This window comes from Caballeronia sp. LjRoot29, from assembly GCF_964252755.1.
GTDB lineage: Bacteria > Pseudomonadota > Gammaproteobacteria > Burkholderiales > Burkholderiaceae > Caballeronia.
In genome coordinates, this window is sequence record NZ_CAXUPU020000004.1 from 72854 (window position 1) to 97617 (window position 24764).

21 protein-coding genes are annotated in these 24764 nt (G+C 60.4%); 16 read left to right on the forward strand and 5 right to left on the reverse strand.

Annotated elements, in window-relative coordinates:
• Window positions 1-70: 70 nt before the first annotated feature.
• Together ACSQ83_RS06130 and ACSQ83_RS06135 are read right to left on the reverse strand one after the other, a co-directional pair.
• Window positions 71-1792 (reverse strand): cobaltochelatase CobT-related protein, encoded by a 1722-nt coding sequence (locus tag ACSQ83_RS06130; RefSeq protein ID WP_436227530.1) that lies wholly within the window; start codon window positions 1790-1792, stop codon window positions 71-73.
• Between the two features lie 27 nt (window positions 1793-1819).
• Window positions 1820-3025 (reverse strand): AAA family ATPase, encoded by a 1206-nt coding sequence (locus ACSQ83_RS06135; protein WP_436227531.1) that lies wholly within the window; start codon window positions 3023-3025, stop codon window positions 1820-1822.
• 584 nt (window positions 3026-3609) lie between these two features.
• Here ACSQ83_RS06135 and ltaE point away from each other — a divergent pair.
• The gene (gene ltaE, locus ACSQ83_RS06140) at window positions 3610-4641 is read left to right on the forward strand and encodes a low-specificity L-threonine aldolase (RefSeq protein ID WP_414952864.1); all 1032 of its coding nucleotides are present in this window, start codon (window positions 3610-3612) and stop codon (window positions 4639-4641) included.
• A gap of 13 nt (window positions 4642-4654) precedes the next feature.
• Here the strand turns inward: ltaE and ACSQ83_RS06145 are convergent, their stop codons facing one another.
• Window positions 4655-5545, reverse strand: a complete 891-nt coding sequence (locus tag ACSQ83_RS06145; protein WP_414952865.1) for a LysR substrate-binding domain-containing protein — start codon at window positions 5543-5545, stop codon at window positions 4655-4657.
• Window positions 5546-5661: 116 nt separating this feature from the next.
• Here ACSQ83_RS06145 and ACSQ83_RS06150 point away from each other — a divergent pair, with 116 nt between their 5' ends.
• The 7 genes from ACSQ83_RS06150 to ACSQ83_RS06180 all read left to right on the forward strand — a co-directional run bounded on the left by ACSQ83_RS06150 (window position 5662) and on the right by ACSQ83_RS06180 (window position 14010).
• Window positions 5662-6672, forward strand: a complete 1011-nt coding sequence (locus ACSQ83_RS06150) for an aldo/keto reductase (protein WP_414952866.1) — start codon at window positions 5662-5664, stop codon at window positions 6670-6672.
• Between the two features lie 153 nt (window positions 6673-6825).
• Entirely contained in the window at window positions 6826-7734 is a 909-nt protein-coding gene (locus ACSQ83_RS06155) for a pyridoxal-phosphate dependent enzyme (RefSeq protein ID WP_436227532.1), read from the forward strand.
• Between the two features lie 28 nt (window positions 7735-7762).
• Entirely contained in the window at window positions 7763-8377 is a 615-nt protein-coding gene (locus tag ACSQ83_RS06160; RefSeq protein ID WP_414966700.1) for a nucleoside/nucleotide kinase family protein, read from the forward strand.
• Between the two features lie 425 nt (window positions 8378-8802).
• Window positions 8803-10557 carry an oxalyl-CoA decarboxylase gene (gene oxc, locus ACSQ83_RS06165; RefSeq protein WP_414966699.1) on the forward strand — a complete coding sequence of 585 codons (1755 nt, stop codon included), beginning with the start codon at window positions 8803-8805 and terminating at the stop codon, window positions 10555-10557.
• A gap of 111 nt (window positions 10558-10668) precedes the next feature.
• Window positions 10669-11919, forward strand: coding sequence for a formyl-CoA transferase (frc, locus tag ACSQ83_RS06170; protein ID WP_436227533.1), 1251 nt, complete (start codon window positions 10669-10671; stop codon window positions 11917-11919).
• A 119-nt stretch (window positions 11920-12038) separates the two neighbouring features.
• A complete protein-coding gene (locus ACSQ83_RS06175) occupies window positions 12039-12494 on the forward strand; it encodes a PAS domain S-box protein (RefSeq protein WP_436227687.1) in 456 nt (151 codons plus the stop codon).
• 64 nt (window positions 12495-12558) lie between these two features.
• On the forward strand, window positions 12559-14010 hold the full coding sequence (locus tag ACSQ83_RS06180; RefSeq protein ID WP_436227534.1) for an aldehyde dehydrogenase family protein: 1452 nt from the start codon (window positions 12559-12561) through the stop codon (window positions 14008-14010).
• A 124-nt stretch (window positions 14011-14134) separates the two neighbouring features.
• Here ACSQ83_RS06180 and ACSQ83_RS06185 read toward each other — a convergent pair whose 3' ends face one another.
• Window positions 14135-14485: a hypothetical protein gene (locus tag ACSQ83_RS06185; RefSeq protein WP_414966696.1), complete on the reverse strand. Its 351-nt coding sequence runs from the start codon at window positions 14483-14485 to the stop codon at window positions 14135-14137.
• Window positions 14486-14617: 132 nt separating this feature from the next.
• The gene (locus ACSQ83_RS06190) at window positions 14618-15538 is read right to left on the reverse strand and encodes a LysR family transcriptional regulator (protein ID WP_414952932.1); all 921 of its coding nucleotides are present in this window, start codon (window positions 15536-15538) and stop codon (window positions 14618-14620) included.
• Between the two features lie 411 nt (window positions 15539-15949).
• Between ACSQ83_RS06190 and oxlT the strand changes: the two genes are divergently transcribed.
• The 8 genes from oxlT (at window position 15950) to ACSQ83_RS06230 (ending at window position 24659) form a co-directional block, all read left to right on the forward strand.
• Window positions 15950-17302, forward strand: coding sequence for an oxalate/formate MFS antiporter (gene oxlT, locus ACSQ83_RS06195; protein ID WP_414952873.1), 1353 nt, complete (start codon window positions 15950-15952; stop codon window positions 17300-17302).
• Complete coding sequence (locus ACSQ83_RS06200) at window positions 17299-18285, forward strand: LysR family transcriptional regulator (RefSeq protein WP_414966695.1); 987 nt, start codon at window positions 17299-17301, stop codon at window positions 18283-18285. Before oxlT ends, ACSQ83_RS06200 begins: the two co-directional genes overlap by 4 nt.
• Window positions 18286-18420: 135 nt before the next feature.
• A complete protein-coding gene (locus tag ACSQ83_RS06205) occupies window positions 18421-19449 on the forward strand; it encodes a 2-dehydropantoate 2-reductase (protein ID WP_436227535.1) in 1029 nt (342 codons plus the stop codon).
• A gap of 114 nt (window positions 19450-19563) precedes the next feature.
• Window positions 19564-19785, forward strand: a complete 222-nt coding sequence (locus tag ACSQ83_RS06210; protein ID WP_414952876.1) for a hypothetical protein — start codon at window positions 19564-19566, stop codon at window positions 19783-19785.
• A 64-nt stretch (window positions 19786-19849) separates the two neighbouring features.
• Window positions 19850-20530 carry a GntR family transcriptional regulator gene (locus ACSQ83_RS06215; RefSeq protein WP_414966735.1) on the forward strand — a complete coding sequence of 227 codons (681 nt, stop codon included), beginning with the start codon at window positions 19850-19852 and terminating at the stop codon, window positions 20528-20530.
• 1264 nt (window positions 20531-21794) lie between these two features.
• The gene (gene frc, locus ACSQ83_RS06220; RefSeq protein WP_436227536.1) at window positions 21795-23042 is read left to right on the forward strand and encodes a formyl-CoA transferase; all 1248 of its coding nucleotides are present in this window, start codon (window positions 21795-21797) and stop codon (window positions 23040-23042) included.
• Between the two features lie 101 nt (window positions 23043-23143).
• A complete protein-coding gene (locus ACSQ83_RS06225) occupies window positions 23144-23926 on the forward strand; it encodes a fumarylacetoacetate hydrolase family protein (protein WP_436227537.1) in 783 nt (260 codons plus the stop codon).
• Window positions 23927-23939: 13 nt separating this feature from the next.
• Window positions 23940-24659 carry a hypothetical protein gene (locus tag ACSQ83_RS06230; RefSeq protein WP_436227538.1) on the forward strand — a complete coding sequence of 240 codons (720 nt, stop codon included), beginning with the start codon at window positions 23940-23942 and terminating at the stop codon, window positions 24657-24659.
• Window positions 24660-24764: the final 105 nt, after the last annotated feature.

Here is a 24764-nt window from a genome sequence, read left to right on the forward strand (position 1 = left end):
AGCAAGCTATTGAATTAATTTTTTGGGGCGGGATGCTTTTTTGATACAGGTGGGGCGGACAAATGGCGGGTTAGTGCCTGCTGCCGCGCCGGAGCAAGAGTTGGCTCAGGACATTGAACGCCATCGTGGGGAGTTCATCAAGTTTGCGCACAACAATGTTATGCGCATAAAACTTTTCTACGGCGTCGTCGAGCATTCCGATACCGATCAGTTCGATTCCCAAGCTTGTAATCTCGTCGATGCGCGCCCGCAGATCGGTCCGCAAGATGACCGGATGGCCATCGCCCGTAGCGGGATAACCGTCGGACAGGACCATCAGGATGCGCCGGCCGGCGCGTTGCGCGGCCAAACGCCCGGCGGCCCACGCGAGCGCTTCGCCGTCCGGATTCTCGTGACCGCAATCAATCGCACTCAGGCCGGCCGGATTGTTCGAGCCGAAGCGCTTGTAGATCTGCAGATCGAGCCGTTCTACGCGCCGGTTGAATCGGTTCACGTCCACGCCTTCGGCCAGCTTCTGCTCATAAAGTGCCCGCATTTCCGGCGATTCAACCGAGCTGTAACCTAGCACTTCGCACTTGAACGATAGCTGCATCAACGCGTCGCACAGCGCGGCGGCGCAGAGCCGGGCGAGCGCGATTTTTCCACCGGCCATGGAGCCGCTGCGATCGATCAGCAGCGTGACGGCGGCGTCGCGTCCTTCGGTCGTGCGCTTGACGCGAAACGGTGTCCGATATCCCGGCGACACCACCAGCTTCGCCAACGCCGGCCGGTCGATTTCCCCGCGCTCCTGTTCGCGTTTCCAATGCGTCTGTTCATCGGCTTTCAGCGCGCGTTCAAGCCGCGCGGTCAGCGGCGCAGTTTCCGCACGGGCGAGTGCGCGCAAGTTGCGCCATTCGGTTGCGTTTCCGTGCCCCGTGAGATCGGTGATGAGGTCGAATTCGGTCGTGAGCGGAATGGACAGGCGAGGGCGGCCATCGATCATGTCGATATCGAAGGTCATTGGCGGTGCCGGCGAGCTTGCTTCCGAGGCCTCCGCGTTGGCGTCCGATGGCGCCTGGGCTAGGCTCGCGGCATCGGAGGACGATGCCGCGTCAGAGCTTTCCTGCGATGCCGCGTCCTGTGCATCCGAGCCCGCTTCCTGCTCGGCGTCCAGCGCCTCATCGGCATCGGCGGAAAACATCATGGTGTTCACATCGCCGGCTGCCAGCGACCTGATCCGTGCCACGAGCGCCCGCGCGCCGGCCACGCTTTCCGCAGTCGAACGGCTCGCACGGGTGGCCTGGAGCAGCTCGCTCACGGCGCCCAGCGTGGCGATGAGCGCCGGCGTTTGTTCGGTCACGTCGGGCGCTTCGTCCCAGAGCGTGCGGTCGATAAACCAGATCAGCTTGTCGCGCCACGGCAAGGTCGGCCAGCGCGCGTGCGTATTTCGCGCAGTTTGTTCGCGCAGTTTCCCGACAAACCTGCGTGCGCCCGGATAGTCGATGAACAGCCGCTCGCAGACGCGCCGGTCTTCAATCGCTTGCGCAATCTGCCGGGTCACGCCGGAATTGAGCGCGTTGATTTCGCTGAGCGTGGAGTACTTCGAACGTGCCACCAGCAAGTCGAGCTGGCCGGTGAGTGCGTCCAGATCGACCGCGCCGGCAGCCTCCGGCAGCACGATCCGGTCGCGTTCCACCCGCGGACCGGTTGTGTCGAACGATACCGTCACGCCGTATCGGCCCGTAAGCACGCGCGCCATCTTGCCGAGCATGGCGTGCATCGAGTCCGGGCGGGTCAGGTTAGAGGTAGGCACGTTCAGGGTTGCGCATAAGCACGTATTTCATTCGTCGAACGCGATGTGATGCCGGATGATGCTGCGGATCAGCGCGGCGTCCTCGGCGCTGACTTTGGCGTAGATCGCCGGGCCGGCGGCGCGTTCCGGGTCGCCGGAACGCAGCATCAGGTCGGCCCAGTCGAGCAGGCGCCGGGTTGAAAACGCGCTCGCCAGGTCTTCGCGGGCGAACGCCGCGCGGCAATCGGCGGCAATGGCGGCGAGCGTTTGCGCCATCGGCCGCGTGCAACGCGCTCCCAGCGTGCGCATCAACACTTCCGCCTCCTCCGCAGGCGACAGGTAATTCATCAGGTACACGCGCCAGCGATCGAGAAACGCCTCGTTCATCAGGTTGGCGCCCTGATACAGATGCCGATACACGCTCATGGCGCCCACCGCGTTTGCGGTGGCGAACAGGCGGAAAGACGGGTGCGGCGCCACCAGTTCGTTGCCTTTTTCCTTCAGCAGCAAACGCCCGTGGGGTTCCAGCACGGCGGTGAGAACGGCGAGGATCGAAGGTTCGGCGAAATCGATTTCATCGACTACAAGCCACAGGCCTTCGCGCAAGGCGGTTGGCAGCACACCGTCCACCCAGAGCGTTTCTCCGCCTTTCACGGTCCAGAAACCGACGAAATCGCCGATAGTCGTCTGGCCGTTCATATTCGCCCGCAGCACGCCGCGTTGCGTACGGGCCGCGACCTGCTCGATCAGGCTCGTTTTCCCCGCGCCGGTATGGCCGATCAGCAGCACGCGCCGGTTCTCCACGATGTCCTGAAGGATGTCGCCGAATCGCTCGGGAAAGAGATACGCAGGGTTCAGGCGCGGCACGAGCGGACCGGGCTGGCCCATTGGCATATCTACCGTGCCGATAGCCGTTGTTGCTTCGTTTAAATCCTTGGCTTGCGGCATTTGCCCCATGGCGTGCCGAAGTTCTTTCAGAAAGCTGGTTCGTCCTTCTGCGGGCAGCGGCGCGAGCGCGGGATCGTTGGGTCGAGAAAACCCCTCCCGATGCCACTTTTGCAGCTTCGACTTGAGGTTTTCCAGGTCAACGACGGTATCGATATTGGCCGGCCCGTCGCCGTATCCATGCGCGATCCGATACATCTGCGGCCGTTCGGAGAGGGTCACTTCCCACCACTCGGCGGCCTGGCCGGTCGAGCGCGCGTAGCGGCCGGTGTGAGGATCGTCTTGCAACTTCGGTTCGGGCGCGTTCATTGGCTTACGGGCTGGAGCGTGGATGGGTGCGGATGGATGTTCGAAACTTTACACGGTCGAGGGATCAGACTTGGCGTGATGAGGTGGTTTCAGGTCTGCTTGCACGAGGTATTTAGGGTGAGATCAGCACCGGATTCTGCACTCACACGTTAGATGATGTATCGGTTCAAAAAAACATCATAACATATTGAAAAATAACAAAATTATGAGAATGATCCGCCACTCTGGAAATGTTCTCAAAAAGATCATTCAAGCCCTTGATCCGTCTAGAGAAATGCGAACATACCAGCAACACTTCTTAAAGTGTTTTCTAGAAATTTTATTCATGCTCTTCCTTAGCTGCATAAAAACTCACTAAACAATTGATTCCAAATAGAAAACTGCAAAATTAAATATTTTAGATTAGAGATCAAGCGTATCTATATGATTTAATACAGTTAAGCAGAAAATAACACGAAATTTCACCATTCCCAAATCTAGAATCCGCATGAACTAACGCCCGCAAAACCTTCACCCTCCAACACGCCACGCCACGCCTCCTCCCTGCGATGGCAAAATACCCGCTCCACCCACCAGGAGCCGCAATGAGCACCCCGATCCAGCACGATTTCCGTTCCGATACCGTCACGCGACCCAGCCCGGCCATGCGCGCCGCGATGGCATCGGCGGAGGTCGGTGACGACGTTTTCCGCGACGATCCCACCGTCACGCAACTGGAAGCCGTGATGGCCGAGCGCTTCGGCAAGGAAGCAGCGGTGTTCCTGACCTCGGGTACGCAATCGAACCTGGTCGCGCTGATGGCGCATTGCGAACGTGGCGACGAGTACATCGTCGGCCAACAGGCGCATGCCTACCGCTGGGAGGCAGGCGGCGCGGCGGTGTTGGGGAGCATCCAGCCGCAACCGCTGAACAATCAGCCGGATGGTTCGCTGCTGCTAGCGGAGATTGAAGACTCGATCAAGCCCGACGATTCGCACTACGCCCGCACGCGGTTGCTGGCGCTGGAGAACACGATCGGCGGCAAGGTTTTGTCGCAGGAGTACATGGAATCGGCGACGGCGCTGGCGCGTCGGCACGGTCTTGCCACGCATCTGGACGGCGCCCGGATCTTCAATGCCGCAACGGCGCTGAACACGCCTGTTGCCGCGCTGACGCGTTCCTTCGATACGGTATCTGTGTGTTTATCGAAGGGATTGGGTGCGCCGGTTGGCTCGGTGCTGGTCGGCAGCGCGCCGTTGATCGCGAAGGCGCGGCGCACGCGCAAGATGGTCGGCGGCGGTTTGCGGCAGGTGGGCATTCTCGCGGCGGCCGGGCTGTACGCGCTGGAGCACAACGTGGCGCGTCTCGCCGATGACCATGCCAACGCGGCCACGCTGGCGAAAGGCCTGGCGTCGTACGGACAATTGAAGGTGACGATGCCGGACACGAACATCGTGTTCGTGGAAGTCGACAGCGCCATTGCCGCTGACTTCAAGGAACATCTGGCGTCGCGTGGAATTGGCATTACGTCGGCATACAGCGCGACGAAACAGCGTTGGGTCACGCATCTGGACGTGGACAGCGCGGCGGTGGAAAACGCACTGGCAGCGGTCCGGGCGTTTTTCTCCGAACGGTAATCGCCACGCGCGTTCATTCTTCCTTGATGAAGTCGATGAACGCGCGCAACGGCGCGGGCATGTGCGTGCGGCTCTGGTAATACAGGAACGGTCCGGAAAAGCTCTCCCACCATTCGTGCAGCACGGGCACGAGTGCGCCGCTTTGTATTGCCGGCCGCAAGAACTCCTCGAACGTATAGATCATGCCCAGGCCCGCGGTCGCGGCGCCCACTTCAAGTTCCATGACGGACGCCACCAGCGGCCCGTCCGGTGTGAATCGAACCTGTTCGCTGCCGTGCTCGAAGCGCCACGCCGCCAGTACGCCGCTCGCGAATCGATGCCCGATGCACGCGTGTTCCAGCAAATCGCGCGGGTGTTTCGGCCATCCGTGCGCCGCGAAATAGGCCGGCGCGCCCGCCGCCACGAAATGCTGCGTGCGCGGGCCGATGGGCACCGCGATCATGTCGCGCTCGATCCGTTCGTCGTAGCGAATCCCGGCATCGAAACCTGCTGCCAGCACGTCGATAAACGTATCGTTCGACACCACTTCCAGCGTGATTCCCGGATGCGCGGCGAGAAACCGCGCGACGATGGGCGGCAGCACATGCATGGCCACGATAGTCGGCACGTTCAGGCGCAAGGTGCCGGTCGGGCTGTCGCGGAAACTGTTGATGGCGTCGAGCGCGCCGGCAATCTCGCCGAGCGCCGGCCCCAGCCGTTCCAGCAAGCGCTGTCCGGCTTCCGTGACCGTCACGCTGCGGGTGGTGCGATTGAGCAAACGCACGCCAAGCCGCGCTTCAAGGCGGCGAATCGCCTCGCTCAGCGCGGACGCCGAGACGCCGCGCAAACGCGCCGCTTCCCTGAAACTGCGCACCTTGGTGATGGCTACAAAAGCGCTGAGATCGGAGAGATCGGGATCGTTCATTGTGCGTTTTTTCGTACAGCCCGTGCTGTGAGGATCGGATTGTCGCACGACAAAACGCCTCGCATACTCTCTCCAACGCTCGCAATCACGCGACGCCTGACCTCAGGAGACTTGATATGAAGCATCTGCAACTTGGCGCGACGGGGCCGCGCGTATCGGCGCTTGGACTCGGTTGCATGGGCATGTCCGGCATGTACGGACCGTCCGACCGGAGCGAAAGCGTCGCCACGATTCACGCCGCGCTCGACGCCGGCATCACGCTGCTGGACACTGGCGACTTCTATGGCAGCGGCCACAACGAAGCGTTGATCGGCGAAGCGCTCAAGGGTGCGAAAACCAAACGCGACGCGACCATCATCAGCGTGAAATTCGGTGCGTTGCGCGATCCGGCTGGCGGCTGGGTGGGTTATGACGCGCGGCCGGCCGCAGTGAAGAACTTCCTGACGTATTCGATGCAGCGCCTCGGCGTGGATTACATCGATATCTATCGTCCCGCGCGACTCGATCCCAACGTGCCCATTGAAGACACCGTGGGCGCGATTGCCGAGATGGTGAAAGCAGGTTATGTGCGTCACGTCGGCCTGTCCGAGGTCGGCGCCGAAACAATCCGGCGCGCGGCTGCCGTGCACCCGATCGCCGATCTGCAGATCGAATACTCGTTGATTTCTCGGGGTATCGAAGGCGATATTCTCTCGACGTGCCGCGAACTCGGCATCGGCGTGACGGCTTACGGCGTGTTGTCGCGGGGGCTGATCAGCGGTCATTGGCAAGCGGCGCAAAATCTGGCTGGCAACGATTTCCGCGCGCATAGCCCACGTTTTCAGGGCGAAAACGCCGAACGGAACTTGCAACTGGTCGAAGCGTTGCGGCGGATTGCGGAAGCGAAGGGCGTGTCGGTGGCGCAGATCGCGATTGCGTGGGTCGCGGCGCAGGGTGACGACATCGTGCCGGTGGTCGGCGCGCGGCGGCGCGACCGGTTGACGGAAGCGCTCGGCGCACTCGACGTTGTGCTGACGCCGGATGAACTCAGCGCAATCGAATACGCCGTGCCGAAGGGCGCTGCTGCCGGCGACCGTTACGCGGCCGCGCAAATGGCCCATCTCGACAGCGAGACACGCCACGGCTAACGGGTCGTTATCCCCGGCTCGCGATCACCTCGGCGTTCGATCATTGCGCGAACAATGTCGCGATAACTGCAATAAACTAGCAAACTCGAATCCAGCCGCGGCCCTCATGGCAACCGTCTGGTCCCCCGGAATTCCCGTTTGTAAGGACTGATCTTGCTGCACATCGAAACCCCGTTGATCCTGCATCCCGGACTGTCTACATCCACGCGCCGCATCTGGCTGAAGCTCGAAAACCTGCAGCCTGGCGGCTCGTTCAAAATGCGCGGGATGGGCTTGCTGTGTTCGCGGGCGAAAGCGGCCGGCAAACTCCGTGTGGTGTGCCCGTCGGGCGGCAACGCTGGTTTTGCAACCGCGTTTGTCGCGCGCCTGCTCGACATGCAGGCCGAGATCGTAGTGCCTTCCACGACCCCCGAAAGCACCCGGAAGCGTATCGTCGCGCTCGGTGCAACAGTCATCATTCATGGCGATGTCTGGGACGAAGCGAACGAGCATGCGCTGGCACTGTCGGCATCGGATGAAGTGGAGTACGTTCCGGCCTTCGATCACCCCGTGTTATGGGAAGGACATAGCACGATGGTCGACGAGATTATCTCCGTCCTGCCGCAAGTGGACGCGGTCGTGGCCAGCGTGGGCGGGGGCGGTCTGCTTGCAGGTATCCTGACGGGTTTGTTGCGCCATGGCCGCACGGATTGTCGCGTGATCGCGTGCGAGACGACGGGCGCGGCTTCCTTTCGCGCGGCGCTCGATGCAGGGCATCCGGTGAAACTGGATCGCATCGACAGCATCGCAAAGTCGCTTGCTGCGCTTCAGGTGGCGAGCTGGCCAGTCGATGCGATCAAGCAGTTTCCGCACGAGTCGGTTGTGTTGTCCGACGCAGACGCGATCATGGGCGTGACGCGTTTCGCCGATGACCATCGGCAGCTTGTGGAGCCGGCTTGCGGGGTGTCGCTTGCTGTCGGATACCTTGATCATCCGGCGATTGCCAACGCGCACGACGTCGTGATCGTTGTATGCGGCGGGGTCAGTATTGATGCGCGGATAGTGGCGGACTGGGCGCTGTAAAAACATAAACCACGACAGGATAGTGCCGATGATCGAAGACCGTTTTCTTGTACGACTGGAGCAGCTTGTAGCGGATGGCAAGCGTCGCATCCTCGGGCTGGTGGGTGCGCCGGGCGCGGGCAAATCAACGCTGGCGGAGGCCATCCTGGAAGCCTTGCCGGGGCGCGCGGTCGTCGTGCCGATGGACGGCTTTCATCTTGCAAATATCGAACTCGAACGTCTTGGCCGCGCGTCCCGCAAGGGCGCCGAGGATACATTCGACAGTGCCGGTTATGTCGCGCTGCTCGCGCGCCTGCGGGCGCAGCGTCACGACGAGATGATCTATGCCCCCATGTTTCGCCGGGAGATCGAGGAGCCCATTGCCGGGGCCATTCCGGTCATGCCGGACGTGCCGCTGGTGATCACCGAAGGTAACTATCTGCTGTTGCAGCAAGGCGAATGGAAGGCCGTTCGCCCTTTGCTCGACGAAGCCTGGTTTGTCGATGTCGATCAAGAATTGCGTGTGCAACGGCTCATCGCGCGCCACGTGCAGTTTGGCCGCGATGAAGACGCCGCTCGCGAATGGGTCCAGCGAAGCGATGAAGTGAACGCGGCGCTCATTAATACGACGCGCGGACAGGCCGATATGGTTTTTCAGTTTTAGTATCAGTCAGCACGGGAAGTGACAATTCCAGCGCTTCCTTCTTAGTAGGCAGTCGCGCTTCATCGCGCCCTGTCCAAGCAAAAACCGCGCCGCCGATCTAACCTGGATTGGCGATCCATACCGCTCTTTCCACGTTCAAAGAGCGGGTAATCCCATCCCTCGCGCACGACATTTTTAATCGCGCCGCACGTCCCCAGCACCACTCGCATTCACCGCATTTTCCAGCCGCGAAACCGCCGGTACCGCTTAAACCTCCCTCATCGCATCGCAGCAAAAAAAACGGCAAATCTACCGTAGCGCTAGCGTTTTCGAGCGAATCGCACCGCACCACTCTCGACGCCTCAAACAAATCCACTTGACTAATACTGTGTGTGGAATATTGTATATCACAAACCAAGCAACGCCAGCCAAGGAGGAGAGACGTTATGGCAGAAGTACTGAACCACCCGCAGACCGCCACTGCAGCCGAAACAGCGAAGCAGGAGACACCGGCGACGACCGACGGTTTCCATCTGGTCATCGATGCACTGAAACTGAATGACCTCGACACGATCTTCGGGCTGGTCGGCATCCCCATTACCGACCTGGCGCGCCTCGCGCAAGCTGAAGGAATGCGGTTTATCGGCTTTCGTCACGAGCAGCACGCGGGCAATGCGGCGGCCATCGCCGGCTACATGACGCAAAAGCCGGGCATCTGCATGACGGTTTCTGCGCCGGGTTTCCTGAACGGCCTGACGGCGCTGGCCAACGCGACCACCAACTGCTTCCCCATGATCCTGATCAGCGGATCCAGCGAGCGCGAGATCGTCGACTTGCAGCAGGGCGACTACGAAGAAATGGATCAGCTCAACGCCGCGAAGCCGTACGCGAAGGCCGCTTACCGTGTGCTGCACGCGGAGGACATTGGCATCGGCATTGCGCGTGCGATCCGTGCCGCCGTGTCGGGTCGTCCCGGCGGTGTCTACCTCGATTTGCCGGCGAAACTCTTGTCGCAGACTATCGACGCCGTGAAGGGCAAGCAGTCGCTCGTACGTGTAATCGACGCAGCGCCGCGCCAGCTGCCGGCGCCTGACTCGGTCAAGCGCGCGCTCGATGTGCTGAAGGGCGCGAAGCGTCCGCTGATCCTGCTCGGCAAGGGCGCGGCTTATGCGCAGGCCGACGCGCAGATTCGCGAGCTCGTGGAAAAGAGCGGCATTCCTTATCTGCCGATGTCGATGGCCAAGGGATTGTTGCCCGATACGCACGAACAATCGGCGTCCGCCGCGCGTTCCTTTGTGCTGCAGGAAGCCGACGTCGTGCTGCTGATCGGCGCGCGCCTGAACTGGCTGCTGTCGCACGGCAAGGGCAAGACGTGGGGCGCAGCGCCCAAGCAATTCATCCAGGTCGACATCTCGCCGACGGAAATCGACAGCAACGTGGCCATCGCCGCGCCGGTGATCGGCGATATCGGTTCCTGCGTGTCGGCGTTGCTCGATGGCATCGATGCAAGCTTCCCGAAGCCGAGCACCGAATGGACTGGCGCAATCTCCGAACGCAAGAACAAGAACCTGGAGAAGATGGCCGCGACGCTGGCCAAGAACCCTTCGCCGATGAATTTTCACAGCGCACTGCGCGCGATCCGCGACGTGTTGAAAACGCGCCCGGATATCAACGTGGTCAACGAAGGGGCGAACACGCTGGACTACGCCCGCAGCATCATCGACATGTATGAGCCGCGTAAGCGTTTCGACTCGGGTACGTGGGGAATCATGGGTATTGGCATGGGCTTCGCGATTGGTGCGGCGGTCACGAGCGGCAAGCCGGTGGTCGCCATTGAAGGCGACAGCGCGTTCGGCTTCAGCGGCATGGAACTCGAAACGATCTGCCGATACGACCTGCCGGTTTGCACGATTGTGTTCAACAACAACGGCGTGTATCGCGGCACCGACGTGAACCCGACCGGCGGCAAGGACGTTGCCCCGACGGTGTTCGTCAAGGGCGCGCGCTACGACAAGATGATCGAGGCATTCGGCGGTATCGGCCGGCATGCGACGACGCCGGAAGAGCTGACCGCGGCACTGCAGGAAGCCATTGCGTCAGGCAAGCCGACGCTCATCAATGCGGTTATCGATGAAGCCGCCGGTACTGAAAGCGGCCGCCTGACGAATCTGAACCCGCAAAGCACGGCGATGAAAAAGTAATCCGCTTGGACGTTACCGCGGGCATCGGTGGTCTTGTCAAACCGCGCCGCCGATGCCGCAGCCAGAACATGAGTCACCCACCTTTAGCCAGTGAGTCAGGAGACAGCAACCATGAGCAAGCCACTTGAGGGAATCAAGATTATCGACTTCACGCACGTGCAGGCAGGTCCCGCCTGCACGCAATTGCTTGCGTGGTTTGGCGCCGATGTAATTAAGGTGGAACGCCCGGGTTCGGGCGACGTTACCCGCACGCAATTGCGCGATATCCCGGACGTCGATGCACTGTATTTCACGATGCTCAACAGCAACAAGAAGTCGCTCACGCTCGACACGAAGAAGCCGGAAGGCAAGGAAGTCCTGGAAAAACTTATTAAGGAATCCGATGTAATGGTGGAAAACTTCGGTCCGGGCGCGCTCGACCGGATGGGTTTCCCATGGCAGTACATCAAGGAACTGAATCCGAAGATGATCCTGGCTTCCGTGAAAGGCTTCAGCGACGGCCACCATTACGACGACCTGAAAGTCTACGAAAACGTCGCTCAGTGCGCAGGCGGCGCGGCCTCGACCACCGGCTTCTGGGACGGTCCGCCGACCATCAGCGCGGCCGCGCTGGGCGACAGCAACACGGGTATGCACCTGGCCATCGGCATCCTGACGGCGCTGATTGGACGCGACAAGACGGGCAAGGGGCAGAAGGTCGCTGTATCGATGCAGGACAGCGTACTGAACCTGTGCCGCGTGAAGTTGCGCGACCAGCAGCGTCTGGACCGGCTGGGCTACCTGGAGGAATATCCGCAATACCCGCACGGCGAATTCAGCGATGTGGTTCCGCGAGGCGGCAATGCCGGCGGCGGTGGTCAGCCGGGCTGGGTGCTGAAATGCAAGGGCTGGGAAACCGATCCGAACTCGTACATCTACTTCACGATCCAGGGTCACGCGTGGGCGCCGATTTGCCGCGCGATCGGCAAACCTGAGTGGATTGAAGACGCGAACTACAACACGGCGACGGCGCGTCAGCCGCATATCTTCGACATCTTCAAGACGATCGAAGAATGGCTCGCCGATAAAACCAAGTTCGAAGCGGTGGACATCCTGCGCAAGTTCGATATTCCGTGCGCGCCGGTGCTGACGATGAAAGAACTGGCCAACGATCCGTCGCTGCGTGAAAGCGGTACGATTACTGAAGTTCCCCACAAGGAGCGTGGCTCGTATCTGACGGTCGGCAGCCCGATCAAGTTCTCGGACATGAAGCCGGAAATTACTGCATCGCCGTTACTGGGCGAGCATACGGACGAAGTGCTCAAGCGCCTCGGTTACAGCAGCGCGCAAATCGCCAACTTGCATAAGCAACAAGCCGTTTGAAACGTGAAGTAAGCGCGGAATAAGCGCGAAACAAGCACGAAAGTGCGGCGCCGTGGATGGCCTTGATGGACCCACGGCGCGGCAAGAATCGCTACCTGAATAGAAAGGCCATTTCAATCATGAATAGCGCCGCGCAGACAACCCCCCCCATCGATTTCGAGCAGCTGATCAACGTGATCGGCGACGCGGTCGTCATCTCCGACGCCAGCGGCGCAATCACTTTATGGAACCCCGCCGCCGAGCGCATGTTCGGCTTTACGCCTGAAGAAGCGCTGGGCAATTCGCTGGACCTCATCATCCCCGAACGCTTGCGCGGGCGTCACTGGAGCGGCTATGAAAAAACCATGGCGACCGGTGAGACCCGCTACGGACACGACGTGCTGCGCGTGCCGGCCGTGCACAAGGACGGCCGGTCTTTATCGATCGCATTCACGGTCGCGCTGCTGCATTCAGCGGGCCCGGAGAAGAGTGTGACCGGCATTGTCGCCGTCATACGCGATGAAACGAGCCGCTTCACTGAAGAACGAAACCTGCACAAGCGCCTCGCTGAACTCGAAGCAAAATCCGGCGCGTGATCCGGACTCAGGGACTAAACCCGGGACGACGCGCGGGACTGCATTACGGTAAAAGGAGAGAACAATGACCGCCCAAGCGGACGTGAAACGTTACGAGCTGCTGATTGGTGGCGAAGCAGTGGCGCCCGGTGGCGGCGCGTATTCGAGCATCATCGATCCATCGACTGAGACGCAGATAGCGAGCGTCGCCCAGGGCACGGCGGCTGATGTCGACCGTGCGGTGCAAGCGGCGCGCGCCGCGTTGAAGCCGTGGAATGCAATCAGGGCATCCGAGCGCGGCCGGATCCTGATGCGCTTTGCCGAACTGATGCGCACGCATCAGGATGAAATTGCCGCGGTAGAAAGTCTGGACGCCGGCAAGCCAATCTCCGGCGTGCGGCGCCAGGATGTACCGGCCGCTATCGACACCCTCGCGTATTACGCGGGCTGGTGCGACAAGATCAATGGACAAGTGGTGCCCACACGCCCCGACGCGTTGACTTATACCGTCCGCGAACCGGTCGGCGTGGTCGCGGCGATCGTGCCGTGGAATTTCCCGTTGATGATCGGCATGTGGAAGATCGCGCCCGCGCTTGCGTGCGGCTGCACGCTGGTCGTCAAGCCTGCGGAGCTGACGCCGTTATCGGCGCTGATGCTGGGACGCCTGGCGCTGGAAGCAGGCGTACCGCCAGGTGTACTGAATATTGTTACCGGCAAGGGCTCCGTGGTGGGCGACGCGCTAGTCGCGCATCCCGGCGTGGACAAGGTCACGTTCACGGGCTCGCCATCGGTTGGACGAGGAATCCTGCAGGGTGCGGCGGTCAACTTCAAGCGCGTCACGCTCGAACTCGGCGGCAAGTCCGCCAACGTCATTTTCGCCGATGCCAACCTCGATCAGGCCGCACGCGCGGCTGCGTCGGGGATCTTTTTCAACGCGGGGCAGGTGTGCTCGGCGGGCTCTCGGGTGCTGGTCCAGCGACCGGTGTATGACGAGATCGTCGAACGTCTGGCGCAGCGTGCGAAGTCGATCACGCTGGGTGATCCATCGCAGAAAGAAACGTCGATGGGACCGCTTATTTCCGCGAAACAGATGCAGTCGGTGCTCGACTACGTGGACATTGGAAAGAGCGAAGGGGCGTCAGTGGTATCCGGTGGCAGGCGATGGGGCGAGCGAGGCTATTTTGTCGAGCCCACAGTGTTTGCCAATGTCGAGCACGAAATGCGCATCTCGCAGGAAGAGATCTTCGGGCCGGTGGTCAGCGTGATTCCCTTCGACGATGAAGCAGACGCCGTGCGCATTGCCAACGGGACGCTGTACAGCCTCGCAGCGGGCGTGTGGAGCAGGGACATAGGACGAGTACATCGGATGGCGTCGGCGCTCAAGGCGGGCACTGTCTGGGTGAATACGTACGGTTATACCGATGTGAGATTGCCGTGGGGCGGCTCAGGCGATTCGGGCTTTGGCCGCGAGCATGGGGACGTGGCTATCGAGAACTTCACGGAGCCGAAGAGCGTGTGGGTGTCTTTGGCGCAATGAGCAGGATGCAAGAAAGGGGCGGGTTGATTAACCCGCCCCTTTCGAGAGCTTAGTAGTTGCTCATAAGCTGATGCTGGGTACCTGAGGCATGACCTCAGGCGCGATTAACTCTATGCATTCAGTATCAAGCGGCTTTAGCGTGGGGGCTGTCGCACTCCGGGCGCCACATGCGTGCGCCGCGGGTGTCGTCGGCCCGGGCGATGGTCGTTGCACGGCACGCTTCGTAATACGCGTTTTTCCTGTCCACGATGGCCTGGCAGAGGAATTCCGCGCTGTACGCCTTGAGCAAGTGGGGGCAATGCGCTTCGATGTACTGCTCAATGCGCGCCTGATCGCTTGCAGCGTGCGCCAGCGACTGAAGCGTTTCGACGTCCCAGCGGAACATCAGGTCAAGTTCTTCGAAGGCGCTGTTGTAGGCGCAAAGCTGAGTCTGGAGTTCGCGCGCATCGGCGATCGTGGCTTGTGAACGGTTCATGGTCGTCTCCTAATTAAGCATGACGGGCAGCGTGATGTGGGCTGCTTGGCTTAACTGCAGGATAGAAAGAACCATCCATATACGATAGTCACTTGTTTTTAGCCTGACTATTAAAGATACTTAATAGATGGTTTACCCGATATGTGTAATGGCCGAGATTTGCGCCGCCCCTTCGTCGATGAGGAATTGCTTGAACGCCATCGCCACTGCCGGAAGCCGCTTGTTATGACGATGCACGAGATACCAGTTGAGCATCACGGGAAAACCCGCAATGTCGAGGACCGCCAGCCGCCCGATCTGCAACTCCATGCTGACCGTATGTGCCGACAGGAAGCTGATCCCCATGCCTGCGATAACCGCCTGCTTGATCGTTTCGGTACTCGTGATTTCCATCGCGATGTTCAGCGGCTTGAGCCGTCCCGCGAAGCCTTCCTCCATCGAATTCCAGGTGTCGGAGCCGCGCTCCCTGACGATGAACGGCTCGTCGACAAGCGACTCCAGCGCAATGTTCTTCTTGCCCACCAGCGGATGATCAGGCGGCGCCACGATCACGTAGGGATGCGGGGCAAACGACACGTTCTCGGTGTCCATGTCCTTCGGCGGGCGAACCATGATCGCGAGGTCGGTGAGGTTGTCGGTGAGCTGGTGCAGCAATTCCTCGCGGTTATGAACGGCGAGGTTCAGCTTGACGTCGGGATTGCGTTTGGTGAATTCGGCCAGCAGGCGAGGGAAGAAATAGTCCCCGGCGCTGATCACAGCCACGTTCAGCGTGCCCCCGGAAATACCCTTGAGCCGGGCCATGGCGTCGTCAGCTTCCCGAAATTGTTCGAGGATCGCGCGGCTGTGGTGAAGCATTTCCTGACCGGCAGATGTCAGGTAGATCTTCTTGCCGAGCTGCTCGAACAGCGGCAGTCCCGCGTGCTCCTCAAGTTGCTTGACCTGCGTGGAGACGGCCGGCTGGGTGAGGTAGAGCTCTTCGGCGGCGCGGGAAAAGCTGAGCCGCCGTGCCACCGTTTCGAATATTTTCAGTTGCCTGAGCGTCGCATTACGCATCATGGCGGATCTCCACCTATAAACGATCCTGTATTTATACAATAAATTTTTCTAACTTTCCCTAATCGTTTTTCTGTCGCAGGATGCTTTCAACGTGCGGTAGTTTCGTAAGGTGCACGCGGGGAGAAGGCAGAAGTCAGGGTCATCCCTATAAGAACATCGCACATTGGGAATCGCTTCAAAAATGATTCTTCTTTCACCGCTTTTAATCGCTTTTACTTTTTACGGCCTGGGGGATGGGCATGGCCGTATCCGCCCAACGGCGCCACGAACACGTTTCCTGACCGACCAAGTCCCTTCACACCGGTGAGCAACCCACGGTGTGCCGCAGTCGATTGAATCATTGGCGAAGCTGTCGATGAAGAAGCTGATTACGCGCCGCACGAGCGCTGAAACATAACGGAGACAGACATGGCAAACGCAGCGACGGCACCGGCCGCTGGTCAGCCCAAAATGGGATTGCATAACAATCGGTGGGCTCAGCTAGCCATCGGCATTATCTGCATGGGCTTGGTCGCCAACTTGCAGTACGCGTGGACTTTGTTCGTAGTCCCCATGGATGCGAAACATCACTGGGGCCAGGCAGCGATTCAAACGGCGTTTACCATTTTCATCGTCACGGAAACCTGGCTGGTGCCGCTCGAAGGCTGGCTCGTCGATAAATTCGGTCCGCGGCCGGTCGTCATCGGCGGTTCGATCTGCGCGGCGCTGGGCTGGATCATCGATGCAAACGCAACCAGCCTGATCCATCTCTACATTGCAGCCGTGATTGCCGGCGTGGGCGCGGGGTGCGTGTACGGCACCTGCGTAGGCACCGCGCTCAAGTGGTTCCCGGATAAGCGCGGCCTCGCTGCCGGTTTGACAGCAGCAGGTTTCGGCGCAGGCGCGGCGGTCACGGTCATCCCCATCTCGAACATGATCCAGCGCTCGGGCTACGAACACACCTTCGTGTTCTTCGGCATCTTCCAGGGCGTCTGCATCCTGTTGCTGGGCATGCTGCTGGTGCGTCCGAGGCCGCCGGCTTATGCCGTTCCGGCCAAGCGCGTAGTGGCATCGAAGATCGACTACACGACCGGCCAGATGGTGCGCTCGCCGCTCTTCTGGGTGCTGTACATGATGTTCGTGTTCGTGGCGGCGGGTGGTGTGATTGCCACTGCGCAACTCGGTCCGATCGCTAAGGAATACGGCTTCGCCAAGATGCCGGTCAACCTGCTCGGCGTGACCTTGCCGCTCCTGACCATGGCGCTGTCGATCGATAACCTGTGCAACGGCTTCACGCGTCCGCTGTGCGGCTGGATCTCCGACAAGATCGGCCGCGAGAACACCATGTTCTTCATCTTTATCGGCGAAGGCGTGGCGTTGCTCGGCCTCATGGAGTTCGGCCACAACCCGTACCTGTTCATGTTCTTCGCAGCCGTGACGTTTCTGTGCTGGGGTGAAATCTTCTCGATCTTCCCGGCCACGTGCGCCGATACCTTCGGCAGCAAATACGCCGCCGCCAACGCCGGTACGCTCTACACGGCGAAGGGTACGGCCTCCATGCTGGTACCGCTCGCCTCGGTGCTGTCGGCCATCGGCTCGTGGGACGCGGTGTTCATCGTAACAGCGACTGTTTCGATTGCTGCAGGCTTGTGCGCGAAATTCGTGCTCGCGCCGATGAGAAAGCGCTGGATCGATAACACGGTTGCCGAGTCGAGCCGGCTCGACGCCGCCAGGTTTCAGACAGCCTGGACAGAAACCCCGCGCAACTCGTCGGCACAATGACTCGAAGCCAGACTGATTCCGCGCAGGGACAGGGAGGATTGAAGTCGTCGGGCGTGTCGCTGCAGCAGTTACGCTTGTTCGTGATCCTTGCGCAGCATCGGAGTTTCACGCAGGCCGGCAATGCGCTCGGCGTCACGCAGTCGGCGGCGAGCCGCAGCATCAGGGAACTGGAAGACCTGCTCGAACTGAGGTTGTTCGACCGCACGACGCGGCAGGTCGCTCTCACCGATACGGGCCGCGCATTGCTTCCCCGCATTGCGTTACTGGTCGATGAACTCGAAGTGGCGCTACGTTTTGGCCAGCAGGTTTCTACGGTCGAAAACGGCGTGGTGTCCATTGCGAGCAGTTCCAGCCTGGTCGCTTCGGTGCTTCCGGCGCTGCTTTCATCATGCCGGGCGAGCTACCCCAATATCGCGCTGACGTTGCATGATGCGCCGCAGGGCAGGGTGCTCGAACTCGTGCGCGCCGGCGATGCCGACATGGGTGTGCTGACCGGTCCGCTTGATATTAGCGATCCTAACTATCTACGCGATTTATCGACGGAAACGCTGTTCTCCGATCCTGTGTGTGCGATCGTGCCGGCGCGTCATACGCTGGCGTCCCATGCCACGGTGCGATGGCGCGACCTGAGCGGCGCGAGTCTGTTCGTTCTTGACGACGGCGCCGGCAGTTTCGATGTCATCGCGCGTTCGCTCGATGAACACGGCGCGTCGAACGTCAGGCTTCAACGATTGACGCAGGCCGCAAGCGTCGAGCACATGGTCGCGGCGGGACTGGGAATCGGCATCCAGCCGATGCACGCAGGCGCAGCGTCGGCGCAGGCGTTGGTTCAGTCAGTGCCGCTGTGGCCGTCGGTGACGCGAACCGTTGCGCTCGCGAAGCGGAAAAACCGTACGTTGCCGGTGCAGGCAGCGCGTATCTGGACGCACGTCGTTTCGTCCTATGATGAGGAACATAAGCCGCTGCAAACCGCACACGCCTGACCGAAATCCGCTGAGTATTCGAAGCGCGGCTCCTTGAAAAAGAGTCGCGCTTTTTTCTTGCGCTTTCGCGGCAGTTATCCAATACTGAATCTAATATGTTGTATATCAGAAGATGGAATGGTCCAGGAGACGACAATGAAAATTTGCATTTACGGCGCCGGTGCGATCGGCGGTTACATGGGGGCGCTGCTTGCCCGGGCGGGAGCGGATGTCAGTTTCGTCGCACGGGGGCCGCATCTGGCCGCCATGCAGGCAAACGGCGTGCGCTTGCAGATTGATGGCGCGGAGCACACCGTCAAGGTGCGCTGCACGAACAATCCCGCGGAGCTCGGGCCACAGGATTACGTGGTGATTGCGCTCAAGGCGCATTCGGTGCCGGGCGTAGTCGACTTGATGCAGCCGCTGCTGGGGCCGGATACCGCGGTGGTCACGGCAGTGAACGGCCTGCCGTACTGGTATTTCCATGAGCACGGCGGCGCATTGGCCGGCACCACGCTGGAAAGCGTCGATCCGGGCGGCCGGCAATGGCAAGTGCTCGGACCGGAACGGGCGATAGGCTGCGTGCTGATTCCCGCCGCCGAAATTGCGGAACCCGGCGTGATCCGTCATGTGTATGGCAAGAAGTTTCCCATCGGCGAGCCGAGCGGGCTGGTGACGCCGCGCCTGCAGGCGTTCCACGACATCATGAGCGCCGCCGACATGGAAGCGCCGATGCGCGACAACATCCGCGACGAGATCTGGCTGAAGCTGTGGGGCAACCTGTGTTTCAACCCTATCAGCGCGCTGACGGGCGCCACGCTCGATGTCCTCACCAGTGATCCGGCCGTACGCAAGCTGTCACGCCAGATGATGGAAGAGGCGCAGGGCATTGCGGAACAACTCGGCGTTCATTTCCGTGTCGATGTGGAGAAGCGCATCAACGGCGCGGCTGCGGTCGGGGCGCACAAGACCTCGATGCTGATGGATTGCGAAGCACGGCGGCCCATGGAAATCGATCCAATTGTGACCGTCGTGCAGGAAATCGGCCGGAAGCTTGCCGTCGACACGCCGATGATCGATGCCGTCCTGGCGCTCATCAAGCTGCGGGAAGGCGTCAACCAAGGCACCGCCAAGCCAAGTATCAAAACGATTGAATCCTTCACGCGTTCGCAAAAAGCCGCTTAAACTGCGAACACAGAAGGGTTGTTGTTTCTGATATATCACATACGAAATATGTTGCGTCGCATTGCGACGCAACATATACTGAAGGCTCTTGGAGTAAACCACTAGGAGCCGGAAATGAGCATCGTTTTATTAGTCGTGATCGGGATTGCCTTGGTAGCGGGTGGTGTGGGTGTGACGTTTGCACTGGCATCGGCGTTGCCGCAAGACGTGTTGCAGCGCGCGCAGGAGAACGGTCGGTACGCTGGTTTGACGGCGGATGACCAGAGCGGCGGCACGGGTACACGGGCGACGACGGGCGCGCGGAACCTGGGACATCAAACCATCAATGCCATCTGATACTGAAGTTGCTGCAACACCGGCCGGTCTTCTTGAGCCGCGTGGGGAAGGTAAGCCTGCTGGCGTGACGCTTTCGCTGGCGCCGATCAACGCGACGGTATCGTTGCGGGATCAGGCGTATGCGCGGCTGCGCCAGGCCATTTCCGAGGCGGATATTTATCGTTCGCGGGAAGAGATCAGGCTGGATGAGAAAGACTTGACCGAGGCGTTGGGCGTGAGTCGCACACCGATTCGCGAAGCCATGACGTTGCTTGAGCAGGAAGGGTTTCTGCGCACGGTGCCGCGGCGTGGGATTTATATCGTGCGGAAGACGAAGCACGAGATTGTCGAGATGATCAACATGTGGGCCGCGCTGGAAAGCATGGCGGCGAGGCTTGCGACGCAGCGCGCGACGGATGCGGAGATTGTTTCGTTGCGGCATATGTTTGACCATTTTCAGAATCAGGCGCCGGCCGAGCATATTGAGGAGTATTCGGAGGCGAATATTGCCTTTCACCAGGCCATTGTGCAGTTGAGCAAGTCGCAGATCATCTTCGATACGATCAAGAATATTTTCGTGCACGTGCGCGCGATCCGGAAGATGACGATTTCGCAGAGTGATCGGGCGGCGCGCTCGATTGAGGACCATATGAGGATTATCGAGGCGCTTGAAGCGCGGGATACCGAATTGGTCGAGAGGCTGGTGCGCCAGCATTCGCTTGATCTGGCCGCGTTTGTTGAGGCGAATTGCGATTTTCTGGATTAAGTGGGAAGGGCGGGGCGCTGGCGCTTGGGGGTTAGCGGGTTGGCCTTTTTTGGGTTCTGGCGTTAGCGGTCGGGGTCAATGCCGGGTTGCACGGGTTCTGCGTTCGCGGTCTGGTTCATTGCCGGGTTGCACGGGTTCTGGCGTTAGCGGTCGGAGTCAATGCCGGGTTGCTGCTTTCTAGGTACTCGCGGGTTTAGTGTTGGCTCATTTCTTTTGCTCTATTAGCCACTGCGCGTGGCGGCGCGTCATTTCTTTGTCCAAAGCGACAAAGAAACGAAGCAAAGAAAGCGCTTTTAACGGCTCTACCCTAAGTGTCCACAGCGTGCAGTTTTGATTCATGGGTGCCCCAAAAGCACGGTGCTCGCCAGAGCCACGGATGTGTGAACCCCTCTTTCTCCGAACACGGATACCCCACGCTTCGCCACCAGTGACTGAACCTGCCCAAGGTGCGCCCCGCGCTATCCGCGGAAAACCGGTCTCCAAATTAATATGCATTTCTAACAACTGCGTACCCGCCAAAGACTTGCAATCTAAAATATACGTGATGCAGTACGGATTCCTGAGCAATAGTGCTTGCCCGAGAGCGTACGGGGCGAAGCGTTTTACTGTCAGGATTCGCGAGAAGGAGGGTTTCACACATCCGGTGCTCTGGCGAGCACCGTGCTTTTGGGGCACCCATGAATCAAAACTGCACGCTGTGGACACTTAGGGTAGAGCTGTTAAAAGCGCTTTCTTTGCTTCGTTTCTTTGTCGCTTTGGACAAAGAAATGACGCGCCGCCACGCGCAGTGGCTAATAGTGATAAAGAAAACATCCAAGATAGAACCCGCGAAGACCTGGAAAGCAGCAACCCGGCATTGAACCCGACCGCTAACGCTAGAACTTGGCGCCACTCGGCCCACAACCGAGAACTCCACCGCGAACAGCCATAAATTCATCCCCTCTCGCGTCGCAGCAAAACCCGCCTACCATCCGCCACCGCGCAAGCATCTTCGCTGTACCGCACCGCACAACCCCTCGCGTGCCGCGCAAAATCCCTTGACTAATACTGTGTATAGAATATTGTATATCAGAAGAGCAGCGCGGATTCACCCCACCATGAGGGGCCACCCCAACTACAGAACCGCAGAAAAACGGCCCATCATGGTCAGAAGAAATGCAAACAGCAAAAAATCCGCAACACTAAAGCCCGGCACGGCCACATGGCATGACCGAAGCGCATCGCAAGTACCACGATAAAACCTGCTAAAGGTTAGGAGACAGGCATGAGCAAAGCCCTCGACGGGGTGCGTATCCTCGATTTCACGCACGTTCAATCCGGCCCCACCTGCACGCAATTGCTTGCATGGTTCGGCGCCGATGTCATCAAGGTCGAGCGTGCCGGCGCAGGCGACATCACGCGCGAACAACTGCGTGATCTCCCCGACGCCGACAGTCTTTACTTCACCATGCTGAACCACAACAAACGTTCGATCACCATCGACACGAAAAATCCGGACGGCAAGAAAGTCCTCGAGTCGCTCGTCAAAACATGCGACGTGCTGGTCGAAAACTTCGCCCCCGGTGCACTCGACCGAATGGGCTTCACGTGGGAACGCATCCAGGAACTGAACCCGAGGATGATCGTGGCGTCGGTGAAAGGCTTCGGTCCCGGCCCCTACGAAGACTGCAAGGTCTACGAGAACGTCGCGCAATGCGCAGGCGGCGCGGCATCGACAACAGGCTTCGACGACGGCCCCCCAGTCGTCAGTGGCGCGCAAATCGGCGACTCAGGCACGGGCCTGCATCTCGCGCTTGGCATTGTCACCGCGCTCTATCAACGCAACGCGACCGGCCGCGGCCAGAAGGTGCTCGCCGCGATGCAAGACGGCGTGCTCAACCTCTGCCGCGTGAAGCTGCGCGATCAGCAACGGCTCGAACGCACCGGCACGATGAAGGAATATCCGCAGTACCCGAACGGCACGTTCGGCGAGGCCGTGCCGCGCGCCGGCAACGCATCGGGCGGTGGTCAGCCGGGCTGGATCCTGAAGTGCAAGGGCTGGGAAACCGATCCGAACGCGTACATCTACTTCATCACGCAAGCGCCGGTCTGGGGCGAGATCTGCAAGGTGATCGGCAAGGAAGAATGGATCGATCATCCCGACTTCCGCACGCCCGCCGCACGGCTTCCGCACCTCAAGGGCATCTTCGCCGAGATCGAACAGTGGACCATGACCAAGACCAAGTTCGAAGCCATGGAGATCCTGAATCAGCACGATATTCCGTGCGGACCGATTCTCTCGATGAAGGAAATTGCCGAAGACCCATCGTTGCGCAAGACCGGCACGATCGTCGAAGTGGACCATCCGGTGCGCGGCAAGTACCTGACCGTCGGCAACCCGATCAAGCTCTCCGATAGCCCCACGGACGTCGTGCGCTCACCTCTTCTGGGCGAGCATACGGATGAAGTGATGGCGGAACTTGGCTATTCGCCCGATCAGGTCGCGACACTGCGAAGCCTCGGGGCGATCTAGGTTCGTGTCGCGTTTGCGTGCCTGCATGCGGGCGCGCATCGCTGCCGGTTCCGGCTGCCGCTCTTCAACGACGGCAGCACCACTTCTTCAGGGCTTTCAACGTGGCTAACTGGATTCGTTTTTCCCGCGCCGATGGCATGGTGGGCTTTGGCACGCTGTCGGAAGATGGTACGCGTGTGATGCAGTACGAGGGTTCTCCCTTCGACATTGGCAGCATAGAGCCAAGCGGCAAGGAGTTGAGCATCGACGAGATCGCGTTGCTGGCACCGTGTCAGCCAAGCAAGATCGTCGCGCTCTGGAACAACTTCTACGCGTTATCGAAGAAACTCGATAAAGCGCCGCCCAAACATCCTCTGTTCCTGATCAAACCTGCACGGACCGTTATCGGCACGAATGAAGCGATACGCCGGCCCGTCAGCTACGACGGCAAGATCGCCTACGAAGGCGAGCTCGGCATTGTGATTGGCCGGCGCTGCTCGTCGGTATCGGTGGAAGAAGCCGAGGCCGCGATCTTCGGCTACACGTGCGTCAACGACGTCACGGCCGGCGAACTCTTGCAGGAAGATCCGAACTTTCCGCAATGGTGCCGCGCGAAGGGATTCGATACATTCGGGTGCCTCGGACCTACTATCGCTACCGGATTCGACTGGCGTGCGGCGCGCGTGATCACCACGCTCGATGGCGTCGAGCGGCAGAATTATCCGATCGACGACATGATCTTCACGGCCGCCGAACAGGTCAGCCTGATCTCGCATGACATGACGCTCGAACCGGGCGATGTCATCGCTTGCGGCACGTCGCTCGGGATCGGCTCGATCAAGGATGGCGCCGAGGTGCGTGTCTCGATCGAAGGGATCGGGACCCTGGTTAATCGCTTGCTCTGATGCGGAGACATCAATGCTCGACGGTGCGTTGTGTGCGTTTGCAGTGATGGCGTCGATGCAAAGTTTGAAGGCACCGGGCCGAGTCTCGCCCACGCGGCGGCAGGCATTACGCGATGCAACGGGCGTGGGCGCGGCGGTGATCGTGGCTTACGGCATGGCAACGGGCTTCGACTCGACGCTCGTGGCGCTGGCCATCGCTGCGTTCGCCGTGCTGATGCCGCGCTTGGGCAGGACCACGCCGGCGTCGCTGCAAAGTGCGCTGGCGCTGGCCGCGCTGGCGTCGGCATCGGCGGATCGTGCGCTCGGCTTCGATCCAGGCGCTTCAATCGAGTGGACGGCGTTCGGCGGCATCGTGGCGATTGCGTTGGCGTTCGTATTGAGCCGCGTGCGCTTCAGGGTTTCGAATACAAAACTGACTAGCACGATGCACTTTGCCTGCGCTGCGTTGTGTACGGTGATTGCCTACACAGCAGGGTTCGAAGGCGGCGCGGTGGCGGTGGTGATCATCGGCGCGATGGTCGCGTTGATCGGCGCTTACCTCGCAATGGCAATGGCCGATCGCGCGTATCCGGCTTTTATCGCGGCGTTGAATGGATATGCCGCGTGTTCGGTTGCCGCTGCCGGCGTCGGGCTGGCAAACGGCGCGCTGGTGGTGACCGGCGTGGCGCTCGTGTTGGGATGCGTGGTCACGTGTACGAGTGTCAGGCCATCGGGTGCGCCTAGCGAGAAGTAGGGCGGCTTAAGAGTGTGGTTTCCGCCAAAGCATAAGGGCGGACCAGGCATCAGGGCTTTGAGCCGGGCGAGGTCGCATTGAGTCTAAGGCGTTGCCATAGCAACA